At 55.3% G+C, this 18,849-nt stretch carries 18 protein-coding genes; 13 read left to right on the forward strand and 5 right to left on the reverse strand.

Annotation, left to right across the window (positions count from 1 at the left end; all coding sequences use genetic code 11):
- Positions 1–5: 5 nt before the first annotated feature.
- Together tamB and msrA are read left to right on the forward strand one after the other, a co-directional pair.
- The gene (tamB, locus tag R3F64_RS02935) at positions 6–4,052 is read left to right on the forward strand and encodes an autotransporter assembly complex protein TamB (RefSeq protein WP_332609660.1); all 4,047 of its coding nucleotides are present in this window, start codon (positions 6–8) and stop codon (positions 4,050–4,052) included.
- Positions 4,053–4,062: 10 nt separating this feature from the next.
- Positions 4,063–4,701, forward strand: coding sequence for a peptide-methionine (S)-S-oxide reductase MsrA (gene msrA / locus R3F64_RS02940; RefSeq protein WP_332609662.1), 639 nt, complete (start codon positions 4,063–4,065; stop codon positions 4,699–4,701).
- Positions 4,702–4,750: 49 nt separating this feature from the next.
- Here the strand turns inward: msrA and can are convergent, their stop codons facing one another.
- Positions 4,751–5,398, reverse strand: coding sequence for a carbonate dehydratase (gene can / locus R3F64_RS02945; protein ID WP_085918558.1), 648 nt, complete (start codon positions 5,396–5,398; stop codon positions 4,751–4,753).
- Positions 5,399–5,549: 151 nt separating this feature from the next.
- On the opposite strand from can, the gene gorA reads away from it, so the two are divergent.
- The 4 genes from gorA (at position 5,550) to R3F64_RS02965 (ending at position 9,531) form a co-directional block, all read left to right on the forward strand.
- Positions 5,550–6,935, forward strand: a complete 1,386-nt coding sequence (gene gorA / locus R3F64_RS02950; protein ID WP_332609663.1) for a glutathione-disulfide reductase — start codon at positions 5,550–5,552, stop codon at positions 6,933–6,935.
- 207 nt (positions 6,936–7,142) lie between these two features.
- Complete coding sequence (ectA, locus tag R3F64_RS02955; RefSeq protein ID WP_085918560.1) at positions 7,143–7,721, forward strand: diaminobutyrate acetyltransferase; 579 nt, start codon at positions 7,143–7,145, stop codon at positions 7,719–7,721.
- 74 nt (positions 7,722–7,795) lie between these two features.
- Entirely contained in the window at positions 7,796–9,064 is a 1,269-nt protein-coding gene (ectB, locus tag R3F64_RS02960; RefSeq protein WP_199285315.1) for a diaminobutyrate--2-oxoglutarate transaminase, read from the forward strand.
- 74 nt (positions 9,065–9,138) lie between these two features.
- The gene (locus R3F64_RS02965) at positions 9,139–9,531 is read left to right on the forward strand and encodes an ectoine synthase (RefSeq protein ID WP_066320560.1); all 393 of its coding nucleotides are present in this window, start codon (positions 9,139–9,141) and stop codon (positions 9,529–9,531) included.
- Between the two features lie 114 nt (positions 9,532–9,645).
- Here R3F64_RS02965 and R3F64_RS02970 read toward each other — a convergent pair whose 3' ends face one another.
- Complete coding sequence (locus R3F64_RS02970; protein ID WP_332609665.1) at positions 9,646–10,194, reverse strand: DUF3833 domain-containing protein; 549 nt, start codon at positions 10,192–10,194, stop codon at positions 9,646–9,648.
- 213 nt (positions 10,195–10,407) lie between these two features.
- On the opposite strand from R3F64_RS02970, the gene R3F64_RS02975 reads away from it, so the two are divergent.
- The 6 genes from R3F64_RS02975 to yidD are packed head-to-tail and all read left to right on the forward strand — an operon-like array spanning position 10,408 to position 15,088.
- Positions 10,408–11,247: an ATP-dependent zinc protease family protein gene (locus R3F64_RS02975; protein WP_085918564.1), complete on the forward strand. Its 840-nt coding sequence runs from the start codon at positions 10,408–10,410 to the stop codon at positions 11,245–11,247.
- A gap of 36 nt (positions 11,248–11,283) precedes the next feature.
- Positions 11,284–12,807 carry an inactive transglutaminase family protein gene (locus tag R3F64_RS02980; protein WP_264823104.1) on the forward strand — a complete coding sequence of 508 codons (1,524 nt, stop codon included), beginning with the start codon at positions 11,284–11,286 and terminating at the stop codon, positions 12,805–12,807.
- Positions 12,804–13,802 carry an alpha-L-glutamate ligase-like protein gene (locus tag R3F64_RS02985; RefSeq protein ID WP_085918566.1) on the forward strand — a complete coding sequence of 333 codons (999 nt, stop codon included), beginning with the start codon at positions 12,804–12,806 and terminating at the stop codon, positions 13,800–13,802. The genes R3F64_RS02980 and R3F64_RS02985 overlap by 4 nt, the downstream gene beginning before the upstream one ends.
- Before the next feature lie 49 nt (positions 13,803–13,851).
- Positions 13,852–14,301 carry a transcriptional repressor gene (locus R3F64_RS02990; RefSeq protein ID WP_199285311.1) on the forward strand — a complete coding sequence of 150 codons (450 nt, stop codon included), beginning with the start codon at positions 13,852–13,854 and terminating at the stop codon, positions 14,299–14,301.
- 2 nt (positions 14,302–14,303) lie between these two features.
- Positions 14,304–14,762 carry a phosphoribosyl-AMP cyclohydrolase gene (gene hisI, locus R3F64_RS02995; RefSeq protein ID WP_332609669.1) on the forward strand — a complete coding sequence of 153 codons (459 nt, stop codon included), beginning with the start codon at positions 14,304–14,306 and terminating at the stop codon, positions 14,760–14,762.
- On the forward strand, positions 14,759–15,088 hold the full coding sequence (gene yidD, locus R3F64_RS03000; protein ID WP_264823102.1) for a membrane protein insertion efficiency factor YidD: 330 nt from the start codon (positions 14,759–14,761) through the stop codon (positions 15,086–15,088). Before hisI ends, yidD begins: the two co-directional genes overlap by 4 nt.
- Here yidD and R3F64_RS03005 read toward each other — a convergent pair.
- Both R3F64_RS03005 and R3F64_RS03010 read right to left on the reverse strand, forming a co-directional pair.
- Positions 15,085–15,504, reverse strand: a complete 420-nt coding sequence (locus R3F64_RS03005; RefSeq protein WP_264823101.1) for a SufE family protein — start codon at positions 15,502–15,504, stop codon at positions 15,085–15,087. The two genes, yidD and R3F64_RS03005, sit on opposite strands and share 4 nt — an antisense overlap.
- A 38-nt stretch (positions 15,505–15,542) precedes the next feature.
- Positions 15,543–16,700: a tyrosine-type recombinase/integrase gene (locus R3F64_RS03010; protein ID WP_085918571.1), complete on the reverse strand. Its 1,158-nt coding sequence runs from the start codon at positions 16,698–16,700 to the stop codon at positions 15,543–15,545.
- 235 nt (positions 16,701–16,935) lie between these two features.
- Here R3F64_RS03010 and R3F64_RS03015 point away from each other — a divergent pair, with 235 nt between their 5' ends.
- Positions 16,936–17,982: a DNA-binding protein gene (locus R3F64_RS03015; protein ID WP_085918572.1), complete on the forward strand. Its 1,047-nt coding sequence runs from the start codon at positions 16,936–16,938 to the stop codon at positions 17,980–17,982.
- 80 nt (positions 17,983–18,062) lie between these two features.
- Here the strand turns inward: R3F64_RS03015 and nfuA are convergent, their stop codons facing one another.
- Complete coding sequence (nfuA, locus tag R3F64_RS03020; protein ID WP_085918573.1) at positions 18,063–18,686, reverse strand: Fe-S biogenesis protein NfuA; 624 nt, start codon at positions 18,684–18,686, stop codon at positions 18,063–18,065.
- Positions 18,687–18,849: the final 163 nt, after the last annotated feature.

The following is an 18,849-nucleotide window of genomic DNA, read 5'->3' on the forward strand; positions in this document are numbered from 1 at the left end:
GCGATGTGTCTCAAGCTAAGCAAACGCCTGCGACTGGTCGCCGAGCGTTATCACTTCGCTACCGCCTGTGGTTACTGTGCTGGAGTATGCTGCGGCTGGTGTTGCTATTCCCACTATGGCTGTTTGGCGCCATAGCGCTATTGTTGGGGGTCGCGCTGTCACCGTGGGGAACCGGCGTATTGCTATCCCAGGGCCAGGATCGCGGCTGGTTCAGCGTCGAAGAACACGTGGGCGGTGTACTCGATGAGTTCCGGCTTAGCGGTTTCCGGCTCGACGCCCCAGGCGCAGAGGTTCGGATTGACGAGCTTGAGCTTGCATGGGCGGATGACTGTGTCCTGTCCGGCAAGCTGTGCCTGGATACGCTACGCCTGGAAGGCGTTGATATTCGCCTGTCTGGCGCCGGCGGTGATGAAGAAGCCCCCGCAGAGGCGGCAGGTTCAGAGGGTACGTCTCCATTCCGTTTTCCCTTTCCCGTCGAGCTCAGGGAACTGGTGCTGGATGATGTCGCCCTGCAACTACCTGATGGGACCCGGTTCGCTTGGACCTCTTTTCGCACCTCGTTAAGTGCAAGCGCCGGACAGGTTGATATTGCCCCGACGCACTGGGAAAACCCACGGCTTTATTTGCCGCCGTCAGTGGGGGCACGCCTGGCGCCAGCAGAGGGTGAAATAGGGTTAACCGCTGCGGCTATTGATGCCTCGATCGCGTTACAAAATCCACCTGCAGAAACGACTGGCGCGACCACTGAGGCCGTAGCCTCAGATCGCTCTCCCATCGAATTGCCCGAGGTTCGTCTGCCTGTCGATATTCACCTCGCCACGCTGACGGTTAATGATATCGAGGTGGCGGGTCGCTTCAGCTATCTCGTCGAACGATTAAGTCTCGGGGTTGGAGCTCAGGGTAATGACATTGTAATCGAACACTTCGCGGTGTCGTCTGCCGATGCAACGTTTAACCTGGCGGGTAATGTTGCACTGCGTGACGACTATCCGCTGGAATTACGGGCTGAAACCACACTGTTTCTGGAGGAACCGTTACCGGCACTGAAGGGTCAGGCATTCACACTTGATCTGTCGGGAAATCTAAGCGATTTGACGGCACAGTTTGACGCGGAAGGGGCCATTAACGCGTCATTGGAAGGTCAGGTGAATACCCTGGACCCGGTGCTCCCCTTTAAGGCGCACCTGCAAAGTGATGAGCTGACATGGCCGCTGCCGGCCAATGCGGCGATTGACGAAAATCCTCAAGAAGCCTCTTCAAGTGAGGGGTTTGTCATCAATGATATGGACCTGGAGGCCAGCGGTAACCTCGACGCTTATCAACTACAGCTGGGTTTGAAGGCTCAGGGCCCTGGATTGCCCGAAACCGACATCACGGTGAACGGAAAAGGCGATACGGCACATTTCATCTGGCAGCCATTGACGCTCGTCGCAGGCGATAGTCAACTGACAAGCGAAGGCCGTGTCGACTGGACGGCGCCGCTGACGGTTAATGCCCGGGTTGGGCTCGAGCAATTTGATCCCGCCTTGTTTATTGACCAGTTAGAAGGCGATATCGACGGCGAACTCGCTTTCACCGTTCGTCAGCAAGACACACGTTGGTTGGTCGATGTGCCGAATTTAAGCCTGAGCGGTGACCTGCGTGACTACCCACTGCAGCTTGATGCTGCCTTTGATGCCAACAGTGACTTGCAGGCCAACATTGAGCGTTTGCGCTTTCGTCAGGGTGAGAATCGCTTGTCGGCGAGCGGTTCGGTTCAGCCTGACGCGCTTGCCGTGGACGCCGATATTGATCTGCGCGAGCTGCAAACGCTTTCCCCTGATCTTGCTGGTACGATCCGCGGCGACATTGAAGCTCGGGGTAGCCTGGAGCAACCCCAGCTTCAAGCGACGCTCAACGGCGACGTGCTGCGGTTTGCCCAAAACCGCATTGAACAGTTGCGCCTGAACGCTAATGTGGAAGGGCTGGAAGATCCACAACTGGATGTTTCATTGGCACTCGAGAATCTGGTTGCCGGCGGTCAGTCGCTGGCTGCAGCGAATCTAACGCTGGATGGACGCCTGTCATCGCATCAACTGGAGATCAATGTGGATGGTCAGCCGAACGGCGCCTTGGAACGCGCCTTGATCAGCCTCAGTGGTCAGTTCGACCAGGCTGCTCAGCGCTACCAGGCGCGTCTGACACCGCTGGAAATTGACACCGAGGCAGGCGATATTCGACTGGAAGATCCGCTTGAGATCGTTTTCAATCTCGCCAGCAGTGAGGCCCGTTTGACGCCGTTTTGCCTGGTTCGCGAGCAGGGTGGCCGGGTATGCGCTGACCAACCGACGGTCGCATCGCCTGACCAGGGGCAAGCGGCGCTTAGCGTGCGTGATATTCCTATCGAAGCGCTGGAACCCTGGTTACCCGAAGCATGGCAGGTCGATGGTGATACAACCGCGGACCTGGCCGCCCAATGGAGCCAGGGAGGCCAGCGTTGGCAAGCCGATGTCGAGGTGCTAGGCGAACTGGCAGTCACGGCGGTTAATGATTATGGCCAGCCCGTTGAGCTGCCGCGTATCTCATTGGATACTCAGGTATCCGCCACACAGGCCGAGGCGGATGGCAGGGTGCTGCTATCGCTTGAAGAGGCGGGGGATGTCGAACTTGCGCTATCGGTCTTGGACCCACTCGGCGCGGGGGAGCTGTCCGGCTCGCTTGAAGCCAATGGCGTATCACTGGCTCCGTATCGGCCCATGGTGGTATCCCTTGAGCAGCTTGCGGGGGATTTGAATGGCCGCATCGATATTTCTGGCACCACCACTCAGCCGGACTTGCAGGGCGAGCTTGCGCTGGTTGGCATCCAGGTAAATGGCCCCGATATTCCTGTCGATGTACAAGATGGCGAGGTGAACATAACGTTTGAGGGTGAAGAAGGGACGATTGATGGGTTCCTGGCAGCCGAGCGAGGCCAGCTTGATATTGACGGGAATGCCAACTGGCCAGCGGATGATGACTGGCGAGTGGGCGTAGACCTCAACGCAACCCAATCACCCATACTGGTGGTATTACCGCAGTTTGGGCGATTGGAAGCCGCCCCGGATATTCGTATCCGGGTCACACCCGAGCGACTGCAAGTCCGCGGCAATGTTGACCTGCCATGGGCACGGCTAGAAGTGGGAGACCTGCCGTCGTCTGCCATCTCACCCAGCCCCGATGAAGTGATTATTACCGAGCGCCAGGATAGGCAGGCGGCCCAGGAGGCACGCCGCCAGGCAGAACGTGGAGAAGACGGCCCCAGTGCGGCGGATGAGCTGGCCAGTGATGGCATGGAGCTGGATGTGTTAATTACCCTGACGTTAGGTCGCGACATGATGATTTCAGCTTATGGGCTGGAATCTCGGCTGGGAGGTACATTAGAAGTTCGTCAGGATAGCGGTTCGCTACAGCTATTTGGCGAGGTCAACCTGATCGACGGACGCTTCCAGGCATTTGGCCAGGACCTGCTCATTCGCCGCGGCCAACTGCTGTTCAGTGGCCCACCTGGGCTGCCCATTCTCGACTTTGAGGCCATACGCAACCCGGATGTGACCCAAGACGATGTCATTGCCGGCCTTCGTGTAACGGGTAATGCTGAACAGCCTAATATTGCCATTTTTTCCGAGCCCCCCATGAATGAGAGCCGTGCGCTTTCTTACGTGTTGAGAGGGCGAGCTCCGGAGGCTTCAGGCGGTGGTGTCGACAGCGCTTTAACCACCGCGCTGATTGGCATGTCGTTGGGTCGCACGGGCGGGGCGGTTGGCTCTATTGGCGAGGCCTTTGGCATCGACGATTTGACGCTGGATACGGCAGGTTCCGGTGAAGATAGCCAGGTGGCATTGAGTGGACAACTGACTGACGATATCCGGATAAGCTACGGGGTGGGAATTTTTTCACCCATTGCAGAACTAACGTTACGCTACACTTTGTGGCGCAACCTTTATGTACAGGCGGTTTCCGGGGCCAATCAGGCAGTCGACCTGATCTACACCTTCAGTCGTTCTGGTAACCCAACTATTTTCGATCAGCAATGAGGTAAGCAGCATGTCTATATTTGACACCCATAATGCCACTCGCCAGGCGGAGCTCGCTCTGCCGGGTCGCGAGACACCCATTGCGACCAGTGATCACCATGCCGTTAACGGCCACCCTCTGCACCCGCCTTTTCCTTCAGAGGCTGAGGAACTGGTTGTGGGCATGGGCTGTTTCTGGGGCGTGGAGCGTCTTTTCTGGGATTTGCCGGGGGTCTATGTGACGGCGGCAGGTTATGCCGGGGGGCAAACACCCAACCCGACTTATGAAGAAACCTGCACGGGGCGTACCGGCCATACCGAGGCCGTACGAATTATTTACGACCCGAGCCAGGTCTCACTGGCAACATTGCTGAATGTTTTCTGGGAGCAGCACGACCCTACCCAAAAAAACCGCCAGGGTAATGATGTTGGCTCTCAGTATCGCTCAGCGATTTACACGACGACAACGGCGCAGCATCAGGCAGCCGAGGAAAGTGCCAAGGTATTCCAGGAGGCGCTTCACGCCGCTGGAAAAGGCGATATCACCACTGAAATCAAGCCATTGGACGTTTTTTATTATGCTGAGGCGTATCATCAGCAATATCTATACAAAAACCCCAATGGCTATTGTGGCATCAAGGGTACGGGTGTCAGCTGTCCTATCGGATAACCTGCTGGATGTTACTGTCGCCCGCGCAGAACCCGCGGGCGAGAGGCAGTCAATCATCGGTCTGAAGACGGTCAATGCGGTATAACGTTTCGACTTGTTCAAGGCCGTTGATGGTGCAATTGAGGTCTTTTACGTGTCCATCGCTCAAGCCATAGACCCAACCATGAACCGAAATCTGCTGCCCACGCTGCCAGGCACGTTGAAGGATCTTGGTGCGACACAGGCTATTGACTTGCGCTTTTACATTCAGCTCACACATGCGGTCAATTTGCTCGTCAAGCGGGAGATGTTCAAGCGAACGACGATGTTGATTGTATTGCTCGCGAACCGAGTGTAGCCAATAGTCGACGACGCCGCATTCGCCACCCATTACCGCTGCCTTGATTCCCCCGCAGCCGTAATGCCCAACCACCATGATATGGCTGACCTTGAGCACATCCACAGCAAATTGCACCACTGAAAGTGCATTCATATCGGTATGATGCAGCAGGTTGGCGACGTTGCGATGGACAAATACCTCGCCAGGGGGCAAAGCAATGATCTGATTGGCGGGTACCCGGCTGTCGGAACAGCCAATCCAGAGATAATCAGGATTTTGCTGCTCGGAGAGTCGTTTAAAGTAATCAGGGTCTTCGTCGCACATGCGCTTCGCCCAGGCGCGATTGTTCTCTAGTAACGTCTCAATAGGGTCAGACATTGGGTCTCCGATTACTTAATTTTTTCATCATTACGTCCGGCATGCTCATCGTTAATCATGGCAGCCATCACGTACATTAATCAGAGGAAGGTTTTAACCTTCTCTCGACAGCGGGTCAACATTCGCCGTGTTGACGATATAGGAGTTTGAAATGTCAGAGGTTGCAGGTTACGACTACGATTTATTGGTGATTGGCGCCGGGTCCGGCGGCGTGCGGGCTGCACGCATGTCCGCTGCCAAGGGGGCCAGCGTCGCCATTGTAGAGGATCTCTATCTAGGCGGCACCTGCGTCAACGTGGGGTGCGTGCCTAAAAAACTTTATGCCTATGCGTCCCATTTCCATAGCGCGTTCGATGATGCCAGTGGTTTCGGTTGGCAACTGCCTGGCGAGGCGCGTTTTGAATGGGCGACGCTAAGGGACAATAAAACCAGCGAGATCAAACGACTCAATGGCATCTATCAGCGTTTGCTTGAGACCGCAGGCGTCAACCTCTATAACGGCCGAGCCCGCCTGAACAGTGAGCACTCGGTCGTGATTACCGATCAGCAGGGCGACGAGCAGCATGTGACGGCCGAGCGTATCCTTCTGGCTACCGGCGGCTGGCCTTGGGTACCGACGTTCCCTGGCAATGAGCATGCCCTGACTTCCAACCAGATTTTTGATCTTGAACGTCTGCCGGAGCGGTTCCTGGTGCTAGGCGGTGGCTATATTGCCGTTGAGTTTGCCAGTATTTTTAATGGGCTAGGCAGCGAATCGCATCTGATCTACCGCGGCAACCTATTCCTGAAAGGCTTTGATAACGAGGTGCGTGAGTTCACGCGTCAGGAAATGGACCGCCAAGGTGTCCATCTCCATTTTGATACCAATATCGAGACAATCGAGAAAACTGACACTGGCTACCAGGTTGCGCTCAGCAATGGGGATACCCTTGAAGTGGATGCCGTTCTGGCTGCGACAGGGCGCCGTGCCAACGTGTCCGGACTGGGCCTGGAATCGGTAGGCCTTTCGCTAAACGAGCAGGGCAAGCTATCGGTCAATGAACGCTTTGAAACTGAGGTCCCGTCAATTCTTGCCCTTGGGGACCTGATTGATACGCCCGAGCTGACCCCGGTGGCCATTGCGGAAGCCATGCAATTAGCTGACCACCACTTCGGTGGCCCGGCGCCTGCTCCCCTGGACTACACCCGCGTGCCAACGGCCGTTTTCTGCCACCCCAACATTGGCACGGTCGGCCTTTCGGAAGAAGCCGCACGGGAGCAATTTGGCGCCATCCGCGTTTATCGCACTGACTTTCGAGCCATGAAGCATACGCTATCAGGCAGCCAGGAACGCACCCTGATGAAGCTCGTGGTGGATGATGCGACCGATGTGGTTGTCGGTGCCCACATGGTCGGTGACGACGCGGGGGAAGTCATCCAGGGAATTGCCATTGCAGTGCGCGCAGGATTAACCAAAAGAGACTTTGATAATACGGTCGGGATTCATCCCACCGGCGCTGAAGAATTTGTCACGATGCGTATGCCTTCTCGGAGATAGTGGCACTTCAATATGCCCTGGGCAGCCACCGTCTTTGAGCTAAACTGATCATAGGCAGTAGAGGGGTAACGGCATCCAGTTCGCCAAGGACAGGCTTCTCGTATAATAAATAATTATCGAAAATAGGGAGTTGAATAACATGATTTTTGAATTGCTCATAAGCAGCTGTTATAATCACACCCAAAATCGCAACAGCGAAGCATAACCATGAGCACCCCAATACCGCCGTTTACCCCTTCAGCAGACTTGGCACGGCCGACCGTCGCCGATGCCGTTGTTGGCCATGCGGACACCCCGCTGTACATTCGCAAGCCTAATGCCGAAGACGGCTGGGGGGTATATGAATTGATAAAAGCGTGCCCCCCGCTGGATGTAAATTCCGCCTATGCCTATCTTCTGCTAGCCACCCAATTCCGTGACACCTGTGCCGTTGCGACCAATGAAGAAGGTGAAATCGTTGGTTTTGTATCTGGCTATGTAAAGGACAATGCGCCGGATACGTATTTTTTATGGCAGGTGGCCGTGGGTGAAAAGGCCAGGGGAACCGGGCTGGCACGTCGCCTGGTCGAAGCCATCATGTCGCGCCCGGAATTGGCCGATGTCCACCACCTTGAAACGACGATCACGCCCGATAACCAAGCTTCATGGGGCTTGTTCAAACGGCTGGCAGGCCGCTGGCAGGCACCACTGAACAGCCGCGAGTACTTTTCAACCGAACAACTCGGGGGCGAGCACGATCCGGAAAACCTGGTGCGTATTGGTCCGTTCAATACCCACAACATCTGACCGGTTTTCCCGCTCGCGTTACCTTTGTTTCCTTTCGCTTGGCAAACTGATTCTTATTAAAAAGGAGGTCGCTAATGCAGACCCAGACACTCGAACGCATGGAATCCAATGTTCGTACCTATTCTCGCTCTTTCCCTGTGGTGTTCACCAAGGCGCAGAATGCCCGATTGACCGATGAAAACGGCCGAGAATACATCGATTTTCTCGCCGGTGCGGGCACATTGAACTATGGGCATAATAACCCTCATCTGAAGCAAGCCATGATCGACTATCTGGCAACAGATGGTGTCGTTCACGGCCTGGATATGTGGACCGATGCAAAACGCGATTATCTGGAAACGCTTGAAAATGTCATTCTCAAGCCTCGTGGACTGGATTATAAAGTTCACCTTCCTGGTCCTACCGGCACCAATGCGGTAGAAGCCGCCATCCGCTTGGCGCGTGTTGCGAAAGGGCGTCACAACATCGTCACCTTCACCAACGGTTTCCACGGCGTCACCATGGGGGCCTTGGCAACCACCGGTAACCGTAAATTCCGCGAAGCCACCGGTGGCATCCCGACCCAGGGAGCAAGCTTCCTGCCTTTTGATGGCTACATGGGCGAACATGCCGACACTCTCGATTATTTCGAGAAGCTATTGAAGGATAAATCGGGCGGTCTGGATGTGCCAGCCGCGGTGATTGTCGAAACGGTGCAAGGCGAGGGCGGTATCAACGTCGCCGGTATCGAGTGGCTCAAACGCCTGGCAGAGATTTGTAAAGCCCACGACATTCTGTTGATCATTGACGATATCCAGGCAGGCTGTGGTCGTACCGGCAAGTTCTTCAGCTTCGAGCACGCGGGCATCAACCCTGATATGGTGACCAACTCCAAGTCGCTGTCAGGCTTCGGGATGCCGTTTGCCCATGTGCTCATCAAGCCTGAGCTGGATAAGTGGAAGCCGGGTCAGTACAACGGTACCTTCCGCGGTTTCAATCTGGCGATGGTCACGGCCACTGCCGCCTTCAAAAAATACTGGTCAAACGATACCTTCGAGCGTGACGTGCAGCGTAAAGCCCGTATTGTAGAAGAGCGTTTTAAATCGTTAGCCGCTGTGCTCACAGAAAACGGCATGCCAGCGACTGAGCGTGGCCGTGGCTTGATGCGTGGCATCGACGTTGTATCAGGTGATATCGCCGATAAAATCACCGGTATGGCGTTTGAACACGGTCTGATTATCGAGACCAGCGGTCAAGACGGTGAAGTGGTCAAGTGCCTGTGCCCGCTGACCATCAGCGATGAAGACCTGCTGGAAGGGCTGGATATCCTGGAAAAATGTGTCAAAGCCGTCGCTAGCGAGTAACAACGCTACTGATCTTCCGCTAAGATATAACGTACGCGGTACCGTCCGGGCCGCCTCTGAACTGGAGCACACGTATGATCGTTCGCAACATTGAAGAAGCTCGCCAAACAGATCGCTTAGTGACAGCTGAAAACGGAAACTGGGACAGCACGCGCCTGGTACTGGCTGGTGATGGTGGCAACTTCTCGTTCCACATTACGCGCATCTTCGAAGGCACCGAAACGCATATTCATTACAAGCATCACTATGAATCCGTCTACTGCATCGAAGGTGAGGGTGAGGTAGAAACCCTGGCAGATGGCAAAATCTGGCCGATCAAGCCCGGTGACATCTACATTCTTGACCAGCATGACGAACACCTGCTGCGTGCTCATAAAACGATGCATCTGGCCTGTGTGTTCACACCGCCAATCACAGGCAACGAAGTACACCGTGAAGATGGCTCGTACGCACCAGCCGATGATTGAGCCATGGGGCTCAAGTTTTTTTGGCACACCGTACTAAAACCTTAGTACTAAAACAGCCTGCTGATCAGCAGGCTGTTTTTGGGTGCGGCAGAGGCTGATGCATCAAAGCGACTATTATTTTGATCGCGGCGTTGCTTGCTCAAAAACCAGCGTGATCTCACCCAGGGTTAAACCAAACTTTTTCATCGCGGTACGATTGATCAATCGTCCATCCGGTTGTAAGTACATCCAGTCATCCATGGTGAAGTTTATCGTTCTATCGCCGATCGCCACATCAAGTGGGTAATTCATGTGGAACGCATGACCGTACTGGCGGGCTTCAATGGGCTCCTCGACGTCGTTGGCAGTACCCACCCAACGATGCTCATCGATACGCTCGAAGCGCCATACGCGCTTGTCTGTCTCGCCATCGGCAAACACGAAGTCTTCATCCAGAATGAGCGTGCCGTTTTCAACACGGCCATCGATGGTCACGGTAAACCGGCGCTGAACCTCGCCGCTGTAATCCTGTACCATGCCCCAGGCGCGTGTTGAGCCGGTAAAGTATTCCGCAATATCCAGTCGCGGTTCTGTATCGGCGTAATCTTCGACGTCGACACTCGAACAGCTGGCAAGGAAAACAACCAAGAGGGCGATAACGGTAGCGTGTACAGGTTTTCTCATCGCGTTTTTCCTATATAGACAACGTGGCATGTATAATTACTGTCAAGACTATCGCAGGAATTGTGGCTAAAGCCAATCTATCCTTTCGGTTCGCATAATATATATTATGTTAAATTGAATGGATTGCCGGTAAATAACACCACGCGGTTGTTGGACAACCGGTCTCACTACTCCTTATCATTCATCTTCTTATTGATCACGGATGTCCATGTTATGCGTAAAGGTGTTGTTTGGTTGATAGTAGGTTCGGCTGTTTTGGTGTCTGGCTGTGCATTGCCGAAGCCTGCTCCCGAAGGCCCTCCGCCTCTTGATGAAGCAGCATTCAACATGCGCATGGATAGGTTACAGACCCAGTTGTCCCAGCAGTGCGGCGAGACCGCTTCCTTGCAGCAACGCCAGCTTGACCAGCAAGAAGTCTTCACCGCCGATGTGCGTGAAGTTGGCAGCCTGCTTCGTCGCCTACGTAACGACGTGCAGCAACTGGATGCGCACAACCAAGAATCCATCGTGGTTCGTGAAGAATGCAACGTTGAAAACGACCTGCTTGAAAATAAAACGCTGCTTGGCCGCAATGAATGGGTGGGATTGCCGAGTATTGGTACCTATCTCCAGGCCCAAGTGGATTCAGGCGCCAATACATCATCGCTATCTGCCCGTGACATCACGCCCTTTGAGCGTGACGGTGAAGACTGGGTGCGCTTCAAGTTGGCGCTTAATGAAGAAGATGTCGTGGTTGAAAGTATCCGCGATGAGTGGATTGAAGCGCCTATCGAGCGTCGCGTCCGTATTGTACAGGCCTCCGGAGAAGAATCGCGTCTGGTGATTTCCCTGCTGCTAACCCTGGGTCCGCTTAGCGAAAATGTGGAGTTCACCCTTAGTAACCGCAGTCACCTAGACTACCCTGTTCTGCTTGGTCGTCGTTTTTTACTCGATATTGCCCTTATTGATGTGGCTGAAACTTATCGCTTCGATCGACCTGAATTCCCAGGTGGTGAGCCCGCCGACGAAGCGGCTGAGGATGAAGCGGCCGACTCGGACGATAGTGAAGAATAACGACAGTCGCCACTGTCACTTTTGAAAGGAATCTTAATGTCACGGCTACCCTTTTATTTTATTGTCGGTTTATTGCTCGCAGCCGGCATTGCGATGAGTGTACATCGTCACCTGCAGTTTGAAATACCCTGGGTGCCAGGTGAGCAGCGCCAGGTATGGGAAATCGAGGCCGTCATTACCTTTGATGCTCAGGATGGGCCTGTAGAGGTTGATCTTGCACTGCCGACCCAGCAGGCCGGATACCGCATACTCACCGAGAACACAGCGTCTTCCGGTTATGGGCTGGCTTACCAGGCAGATGAAGCAGGTCGGCGTGCGGAGTGGACGATTCGCGAGGCTGATGGTGAACAGCAGCTGTATTATTCCGTTCAAATGCTGGTATCGCCCGAGGCGCAAGCGCCGGTGCAGGCTGCACCTGAGCTTCCTCCTGCCGTCGAATGGGAAAGTCCTTACGACTCAGCTGCTGAGCAGCTTATCGAGGAAGCCTGGGAGCGAAGTGCCAATAACGCCACCTTTGCCCGGGAGTTGATTCGCGATACAAACGGAGAACGCCAGGATGAAAATGCTCGCCTTCTGCTTGGCGAGATGGACCCTGCCCCACTGGTTGTTCGCCTGCTTAACCAGGCAGGTGTGAAAGCTCGAGGGGTTAGCGGCTTGCTACTTGACGATGGCCGTCGCCGACAAACGCTGAGCACCTGGATTCAGGTCTTCGATGAAAACGATGAAACATGGTCGCTTTTTCATCCCATTACCGGTGTCCAAGGCAAGCCTGACAACCTGCTGCTATGGGAAACGACCGGTGACGCTGTACTTGAGGTACAAGGCGGGACCAATTCCCGGGTCAGCTTCTCGATGATGACCCACTATCAGCCCGCATCCGCGGCGGTACGTAACCACAACTCCAACGATACGCTGCTGAATTTCTCGATTCACAGCCTCCCGCTGGAAGAACAGGCCCTATTCCAAACCATCTTGCTTATCCCGATTGGGGCGCTGGTCGTCGTCTTCCTGCGCGTACTGGTAGGCATCAAAACCTCGGGCACCTTCATGCCTGTACTGATTGCCCTCGCCTTCATCCAGACCAGTCTGGCAACCGGATTAATTGGTTTTCTGCTGGTCGTATCGGTAGGCCTGATAATCCGCAATTACTTGTCTTACTTGAATTTATTGTTGGTTGCCAGGGTCTCGGCGGTGATCATCACCGTCATTGCCATCATCTCGGTGTTCTCGGTGCTGGCGTACCGAATGGGCTTGAACGCCGGACTCACCATTACCTTTTTCCCGATGATCATTCTGGCCTGGACGATCGAGCGGATGTCGATTCTGTGGGAAGAAGAAGGTCCCAAGCAGGTCCTGATACAGGGCGGCGGGAGCTTGCTGACAGCCGTCATTGCGTTCCTGGCCATGAACAATCCGTGGGTGCGACACATCACCTTCAACTTCCTGGGGGTTCAGTTTATCTTGATGGCGCTGATTCTGTTGCTCGGTAATTACACCGGTTACCGCCTGCTGGAACTGAGGCGCTTCAAGCCCATTACCGAGGAAGACAAACCCTCATGAGCTTGCTGAGCAATTGGACATGGCCGACGCAACTGCGTGACAAAGGCATCATTGGCATGAACCGGCGTAACATCCGTTATATCGGGCGTTACAACAATCGGCGTCTTTACCCGCTGGTCGATGACAAGCTGAAAACCAAGCTACTGGCGCAGCGTTATGGAATTACCTCTCCGGCGTTAATCGGCACGGTGACGACGCAGTTTGGGGTCAAACATATCGGACGCATATTGGCAGGCCACCATGGCTTTGTGATCAAGCCGGCCAAAGGCAGCGGCGGCAAAGGGATTCTGGTGGTTGAAAAGATTGAGGGCGACGATTTTATCAAGCCCAGCGGTGCTCGCCTGTCGATCACCGACATCGAGCGCCATGTATCGAATATTCTGTCAGGACTCTATTCGCTTGGCGGCTCACCCGATGTCGCCGTTGTCGAGACACTGATCAACTTTGATGAAAGCCTGATGGCCTACACCTATGAAGGCGTGCCCGATATTCGTGTCATCGTCTTTAAAGGCTACCCCGTCATGGCCATGATGCGACTTTCCACGGCGGCGTCGGATGGCAAGGCCAACCTGCATCAGGGGGCTGTCGGGGTGGGGCTTAATATGGCAACGGGCGCTGCCCTTCGCGGCGTTCAGTTTGATCGTCCCTGCTTTGTCCACCCCGATACAGGGCATGATCTTGCTAGTCTCAAAGTTCCGCAGTGGGAAACCTTGCTTAACTTAGCGGCCGGTTGTTATGAAATGACCGGCTTGGGGTACCTGGGAACCGACATGGTGCTCGACCGCCAGCATGGCCCGATGCTATTAGAGCTCAATGCCCGCCCCGGTCTTGCCATCCAGATGACCAACGGTGAAGGGCTGCGCCGCCGCCTGGACCTTATTGAACGTCAGCCCGATGGTGTGCCGGCCGAGAAGCGTGTGGCGTTTGCACAGCATCATTTTGCCCGCGTGAGTGAGTTGATTGACCCACCTGACACGCCTCCTGCAAGCGCGTAAACTACTCTTCAGCGCGTGAACTGCGCTCACCATGGTCAACGAGACGTCTATGACACACGCCAATGTGCTATTACAACAGGCAGAATCCCAATGCCACACGCGGGGGGTGCGCTTTACGCCTATTCGGCGCCGTGTGCTTGAACTGATTGCGCGTCATGGCGGCGGCTTAAAGGCCTATGATCTACTTGATAAACTCTCCACAGAGCACGCGGCTGCTCGACCCCCGACGGTGTATCGTGCCCTCGAGTTTCTTATCGAGCAGGGACTGGTGCACCGTATCGAATCGCAAAACGCCTATGTTGCCTGCGCATGTCCGGAGCATGCCCATGGCTTTCAACTGCTTATCTGCCGACAGTGTGGCTACGTGGAAGAACTCCACCTGGATGAAATCAGCGATCAACTGGCTGCCCTCGCCCAGCGTCAAGGCTTCAATGTAGAGCGCCAAACCATTGAGCTACAGGGGCTATGCCAGCGCTGCCAACCCCATGAGGAATCGTGAACATGTCCTCCAAAAATTCATTACTCAAAGACCTTGAGTCGGCATCTCCCGCGGATATCCTTCTCTCAGTAACGGCGTTGCTCGATGCCGCTGCTTTTAATGCGGACGGATTGATGCCAGCCATCGCCCAACAGCACGATACCGGCGAAGTATTGATGATGGCCTGGATGAACCGCGCATCCCTGGAAGAAACACTGCAAACGCAGCGGGTATGCTATTACTCACGCTCGCGCGGGAAATTATGGCGTAAAGGTGAGTCTTCCGGCCAGCAGCAGCATCTCGTATCAGCGGCCCTCGACTGTGATGGAGACACGCTGCTGCTCCAGGTGGACCAAACAGGACCTGCCTGCCATACGGGTCGGCGAAGCTGCTTTTACCTGTCACTTTCAAGTGAAGGCGTGACGGTCAACAGCGAGCCACTTATTGACCCCGCCGAGCTCTACGCCAAGCCATCACCATGACGGCTTGGCGCGCACTGGTTAGTGCCGTTCGTTGGCTGGTCGGTCATTGCCTGGTTGTCATGGTGCGCACTTATCAATATACGTTAAGCCCCCTGCTCGGCCCGCGCTGTCGTTTTTGGCCAAGCTGTTCGTCTTATACCATTGAAGCCATTCAGGTACACGGGCCGTTCAAAGGCAGCTGGATGGCGATGAAGCGTATTCTGAAATGCCACCCGGGAAGCAACGGCGGGATGGACCCCGTACCCGGCGGGCGCAGCGAAGCCTTGTGCCGGGAAGACGAGGGACACGCTCACACCGATGGTCACCATCACTCCCGGCGTGATTAAGCGCTCTGCCGGGCAACCTGGTAAATGCGCTCCAACATGGCATGCAAGCCGTTACTACGCGTTGGCGACAGGTGCTTGTCCAGGCCCAGATCCGTCATGAAATGCGGCTCTGTGACGCTCACCTCGGCAGCGGTTCTTTCGCTGTAAATACGCAGCAGCACGGCAATCAAGCCCGAGACTATCGCCGCATCAGAGGTCGCCTTGAAGATCAGCTTGTCGTCTTGCTGTTCATGGTGCATCCACACGTTCGACTGACACCCCTGAATTTTAAACTCGTCAGTTTTCCACTCGTCTGGGTAATGGGGGAGCTGCTTGCCCATATCAATGATGTATTGATAACGGTCCATCCAGTTATCAAACATGTCAAACTCTTCGATCAGTTCCTGCTGGGCTAACTCGGCACCGGACGTGCTCATGGTGATTCCTTTAGCGTTGGTGTCACGTATGCCGCCCATTATAACGTCTCAGCGTCGTCTTGGGTGACTCTCGGCTCAATCTGATGGCGCTGCTGTTGCTGGTGCCACTCGATAGCCTCATTGTGCAGATAGCGCGCCGTGGTATCCAGGCGCGAGTGGCGAGCACTGTCGGCCAGATGCCGCAGGCTGATGCCTGCCTGGGCTTGATGAGTAATGGACGTATGACGCAACCAGTGGGGCGTTGCGCGACGCAACGCCGCGATATTAGCAGGGCTTCCTTCAGCCGCTTCCAGCGCGTTGGCCGCTTCGTTGAAAGTCTCACGTATCAGACGGTAGAGCTGGTTATGACCAATCCCCCGCTTTTTGTCCAAAGCGCGAAGTACCGGCGTATCGTCGTGATGGGGTGGCGTGGTAGCGAGCCCCAGGGTTTGTCGCCATTCAGCCAGGCATTCCAGCATGTCAGCGGGTAGCGGAATATGGGCGACCTTATTGCCCTTGCCAACGACGGACCACCACCAACGGCCCTCGCTTTGATGAAAATCGCCCATACGGGCATCGGCCATTTCACTCACGCGGGGAGCCAGCAGGTACGCAAAACCAAAGATAAAACGTCGCCTGGCCATTTCGTAACGGTCGCGTTCACCCTTCCCCGCTGGCTGGTTAAGCCACTGCCAGAGCCACCCCCATAGCTCGCGCTCCAGATAGCGCTCAATCCGCGGCGCCTGGTTGTTCAAGCGACGCGATTTATCGCGCATCAGGCGAAATGGGTTATGGCGCACCCAGCCTGCTTCTACCAGCCAACTGAATAACCCCTGCAGAATGATCAGGCTTTGCCGGCGACTGGCCGGGGAAAGACCACCTCGAAACGGGCGCCATTGCGGGTGATGACGGGGCTTGGTAGGCCCCGCCCACTGCGCGCTTGGCTGCGGATCGGCCAGGAAGTTCTCGAAGTGACGCAGCACGTCACGGTTTACCTGGCCAAGCGTCAAATTCTGAGCCTTGAGCCACAGCAGCAAGCGCTCGGCTTCCCGACGATAGCACTTCCAGGTTTGCGGGCTGTCCTGGTACTCGGCGAGCCACGCCGCCACCGCTTCCACATCCGTGTTGGCGGTAATGTGTGGCAAAACCGGCGAACCGCTGAGGTTTTCCAGCGGCGATATCGGGTTGGCGATAGCTGTATTATCTCGCGTTTCCATTGGCGACCCTGCTCCTCTCTCACCCTAATCGTCCCTCTTCCCTTCTTATTCGGCCCAGTTGCTAACGGGTGCGCCAAGTCTGCCTTTTATACCTTATAAATTCAAGATAATACGGGTAATCTTGAATTTTACCCATTTAAAATAAATAAATTACACTTTACATATTACGTAATATTGCCTTGTATGACCCGGGGCGGGATAATGACGGCCACTAACCCCAATAAGGAGCTCGCAAATGGCACGCAGCGGCGTTCAATATCAAGATGTACAGCAGGCCATCGATACGTTGCTCAGCCGAGGCGATACGCCCAGCGTGCAGCGCATTCGTGAAGTGCTCGGTACGGGTAGCTTCACCACCATCAGTGAACATTTCCGCCAGTGGCGTCTTGAGCGTGAGCACAACCGTGACGTCCCACCGCCCAAAGGGTTGCCTGAGGCAGTGGTCAGCGTTGCCAGTGAACTATGGAAGGAAGCCAGGGAGGCGGCGCACGATGCGTTATGCCATTACCGTGAAGAAGCCGACCGCCAGGTTGAGACTGCAAAGCTTGAAGCCAACGACGCCGACCAGCGGGCCGCCAATGCGGAGCAGCGTGAAAGCGCCCTGGCGGAACATCTGCGTCATACAGAAACGCGCGTCGAGGGGCTTAGTCGAGACCTGGCGGCCAGCCAAGCCGATGAAGCCCAGTGGCGGACTCAAGCAAGAGAGGCACGTGAAGAGGTGGCCAAGTGGCAGTCCGCCTATGAGCGAGCCCAGCAACAGTTGGGTGAGCATCAGGCGCAACATGCCGATCAGCTCAGCCAACAGCAAGCCGAATGGCAGGCGCGCCTGACTCAGGAAGAGCAGCGCCATGAAGCCGCCGAAGATCGCCTAATGAGCTTGCTGGACAGCGCCCGACAGGAACGGGCACAGGAAGAAAGCGCCTACCAGCAGCGGCTGAAACAGGCTGATAAACGCAACGAGAAACTGGCCCAAGAGGTTAAAACGCTGGAAAAATCAATCTATCAGTATCAGTTGGAGGCGCATGCCGAGCAGCAAGCTCAACAGCAGCTTCAGGCAGCGCTGAATGCGCTGGAGCAACGCTACCAAGAGGCGATCAAGAAACTCGACGATGCAGAATCGGCATTAGCCGAAGAAGCGCGGCAGCATGACGCTCGCGAAAAGGCCTGGCAGGAGCAGCTTTGGTCAAGAATGGACGCCATGCAGCGACAGTTAACCGACCTGCCGACATCACTGTCGCGTGATCAGGACGGTGAGCGCGAAGATAAAGATAGCCTTGAGTAGACGGCTAGCATCAACGGGCACTCTTAAACGATAATGCCCAGCGGGTGCTGGGCATCATAATGCTGTTGGGACGCTATCGCTTACCGGTAGTAAGCGTTGGTGGTGTCCGAATGGTCGGTCACATCACGAATGCCGCCAAGCTCGGGAATACGTTCCATAAGCGTTTTTTCGACGCCGTCCTTGAGGGTCAGGTCAACGGCCGCACACCCCTGGCAACCACCGCCGAAGGCCAGCACCGCCATGTTCTGCTCGGTCAGTTCGACCAGCTTGACTTCTCCGCCGTGAGAGGCCAGACCTGGGTTGATCTCGCTGTACAGAACATAGTTGACGCGGTCTTCAAGTGGGCTGTCCGCGTTGACCTTGGGCATTTTGGCGTTTGGGGCCTTGATGGTCAGCTGACCGCCCATGCGGTCGGCGTTAAAGTCGACCACGGCTTCTTCAAGGAACGCCAAGCTGTTCTTGTCGAGAAACACATTGATTTTTTCGAGCTCAAGCTTTTCGTCAGTCGGCTCTTCTTCGCCCGGGCGACAATAGGCCAGACACGTTTCGGCGTAAGGTGTACCTGGCTGGGTGATGAAAATGCGCACGGCGATGCCTTCGACGTTTTGCTTTTCCAGCAATTCCGCCAGGTAATCCTGCGCACTGTTCGTGATATCAATACCTTGGGTATCGACGTTGGTATCGGCTTCTGCTGTCGTGGTCATGAGGGTTGTTTTCCTCCCGTGGCAGTGGCGGGGCCACTTCACATGTCATTTTGTGTCTATGGTAAGCAAAACAGCGCGCCGACACAATCCCGACTGTTTTACTAGGCTATTTCCGGTGTATTGTTAATGGGGCCTATGGCATTCATAAACAATACATTGCTGC

This window comes from Halomonas sp. 5021, assembly GCF_036663435.1.
Lineage (GTDB): Bacteria > Pseudomonadota > Gammaproteobacteria > Pseudomonadales > Halomonadaceae > Vreelandella > Vreelandella janggokensis.

What these genes read in the sequence shown, in the direction of transcription:
- msrA (WP_332609662.1), top strand. Translation starts at nt 4,063, where the DNA reads ATGTCTATATTTGACACCCATAATGCCACTCGCCAGGCGGAGCTCGCT.
- can (WP_085918558.1), bottom strand. Translation starts at nt 5,398, where the DNA reads ATGTCTGACCCTATTGAGACGTTACTAGAGAACAATCGCGCCTGGGCG.
- gorA (WP_332609663.1), top strand. Translation starts at nt 5,550, where the DNA reads ATGTCAGAGGTTGCAGGTTACGACTACGATTTATTGGTGATTGGCGCC.
- ectA (WP_085918560.1), top strand. Translation starts at nt 7,143, where the DNA reads ATGAGCACCCCAATACCGCCGTTTACCCCTTCAGCAGACTTGGCACGG.
- ectB (WP_199285315.1), top strand. Translation starts at nt 7,796, where the DNA reads ATGCAGACCCAGACACTCGAACGCATGGAATCCAATGTTCGTACCTAT.
- R3F64_RS02965 (WP_066320560.1), top strand. Translation starts at nt 9,139, where the DNA reads ATGATCGTTCGCAACATTGAAGAAGCTCGCCAAACAGATCGCTTAGTG.
- R3F64_RS02970 (WP_332609665.1), bottom strand. Translation starts at nt 10,194, where the DNA reads ATGAGAAAACCTGTACACGCTACCGTTATCGCCCTCTTGGTTGTTTTC.
- R3F64_RS02975 (WP_085918564.1), top strand. Translation starts at nt 10,408, where the DNA reads ATGCGTAAAGGTGTTGTTTGGTTGATAGTAGGTTCGGCTGTTTTGGTG.
- R3F64_RS02980 (WP_264823104.1), top strand. Translation starts at nt 11,284, where the DNA reads ATGTCACGGCTACCCTTTTATTTTATTGTCGGTTTATTGCTCGCAGCC.
- R3F64_RS02985 (WP_085918566.1), top strand. Translation starts at nt 12,804, where the DNA reads ATGAGCTTGCTGAGCAATTGGACATGGCCGACGCAACTGCGTGACAAA.
- R3F64_RS02990 (WP_199285311.1), top strand. Translation starts at nt 13,852, where the DNA reads ATGACACACGCCAATGTGCTATTACAACAGGCAGAATCCCAATGCCAC.
- hisI (WP_332609669.1), top strand. Translation starts at nt 14,304, where the DNA reads ATGTCCTCCAAAAATTCATTACTCAAAGACCTTGAGTCGGCATCTCCC.
- yidD (WP_264823102.1), top strand. Translation starts at nt 14,759, where the DNA reads ATGACGGCTTGGCGCGCACTGGTTAGTGCCGTTCGTTGGCTGGTCGGT.
- R3F64_RS03005 (WP_264823101.1), bottom strand. Translation starts at nt 15,504, where the DNA reads ATGAGCACGTCCGGTGCCGAGTTAGCCCAGCAGGAACTGATCGAAGAG.
- R3F64_RS03010 (WP_085918571.1), bottom strand. Translation starts at nt 16,700, where the DNA reads ATGGAAACGCGAGATAATACAGCTATCGCCAACCCGATATCGCCGCTG.
- R3F64_RS03015 (WP_085918572.1), top strand. Translation starts at nt 16,936, where the DNA reads ATGGCACGCAGCGGCGTTCAATATCAAGATGTACAGCAGGCCATCGAT.
- nfuA (WP_085918573.1), bottom strand. Translation starts at nt 18,686, where the DNA reads ATGACCACGACAGCAGAAGCCGATACCAACGTCGATACCCAAGGTATT.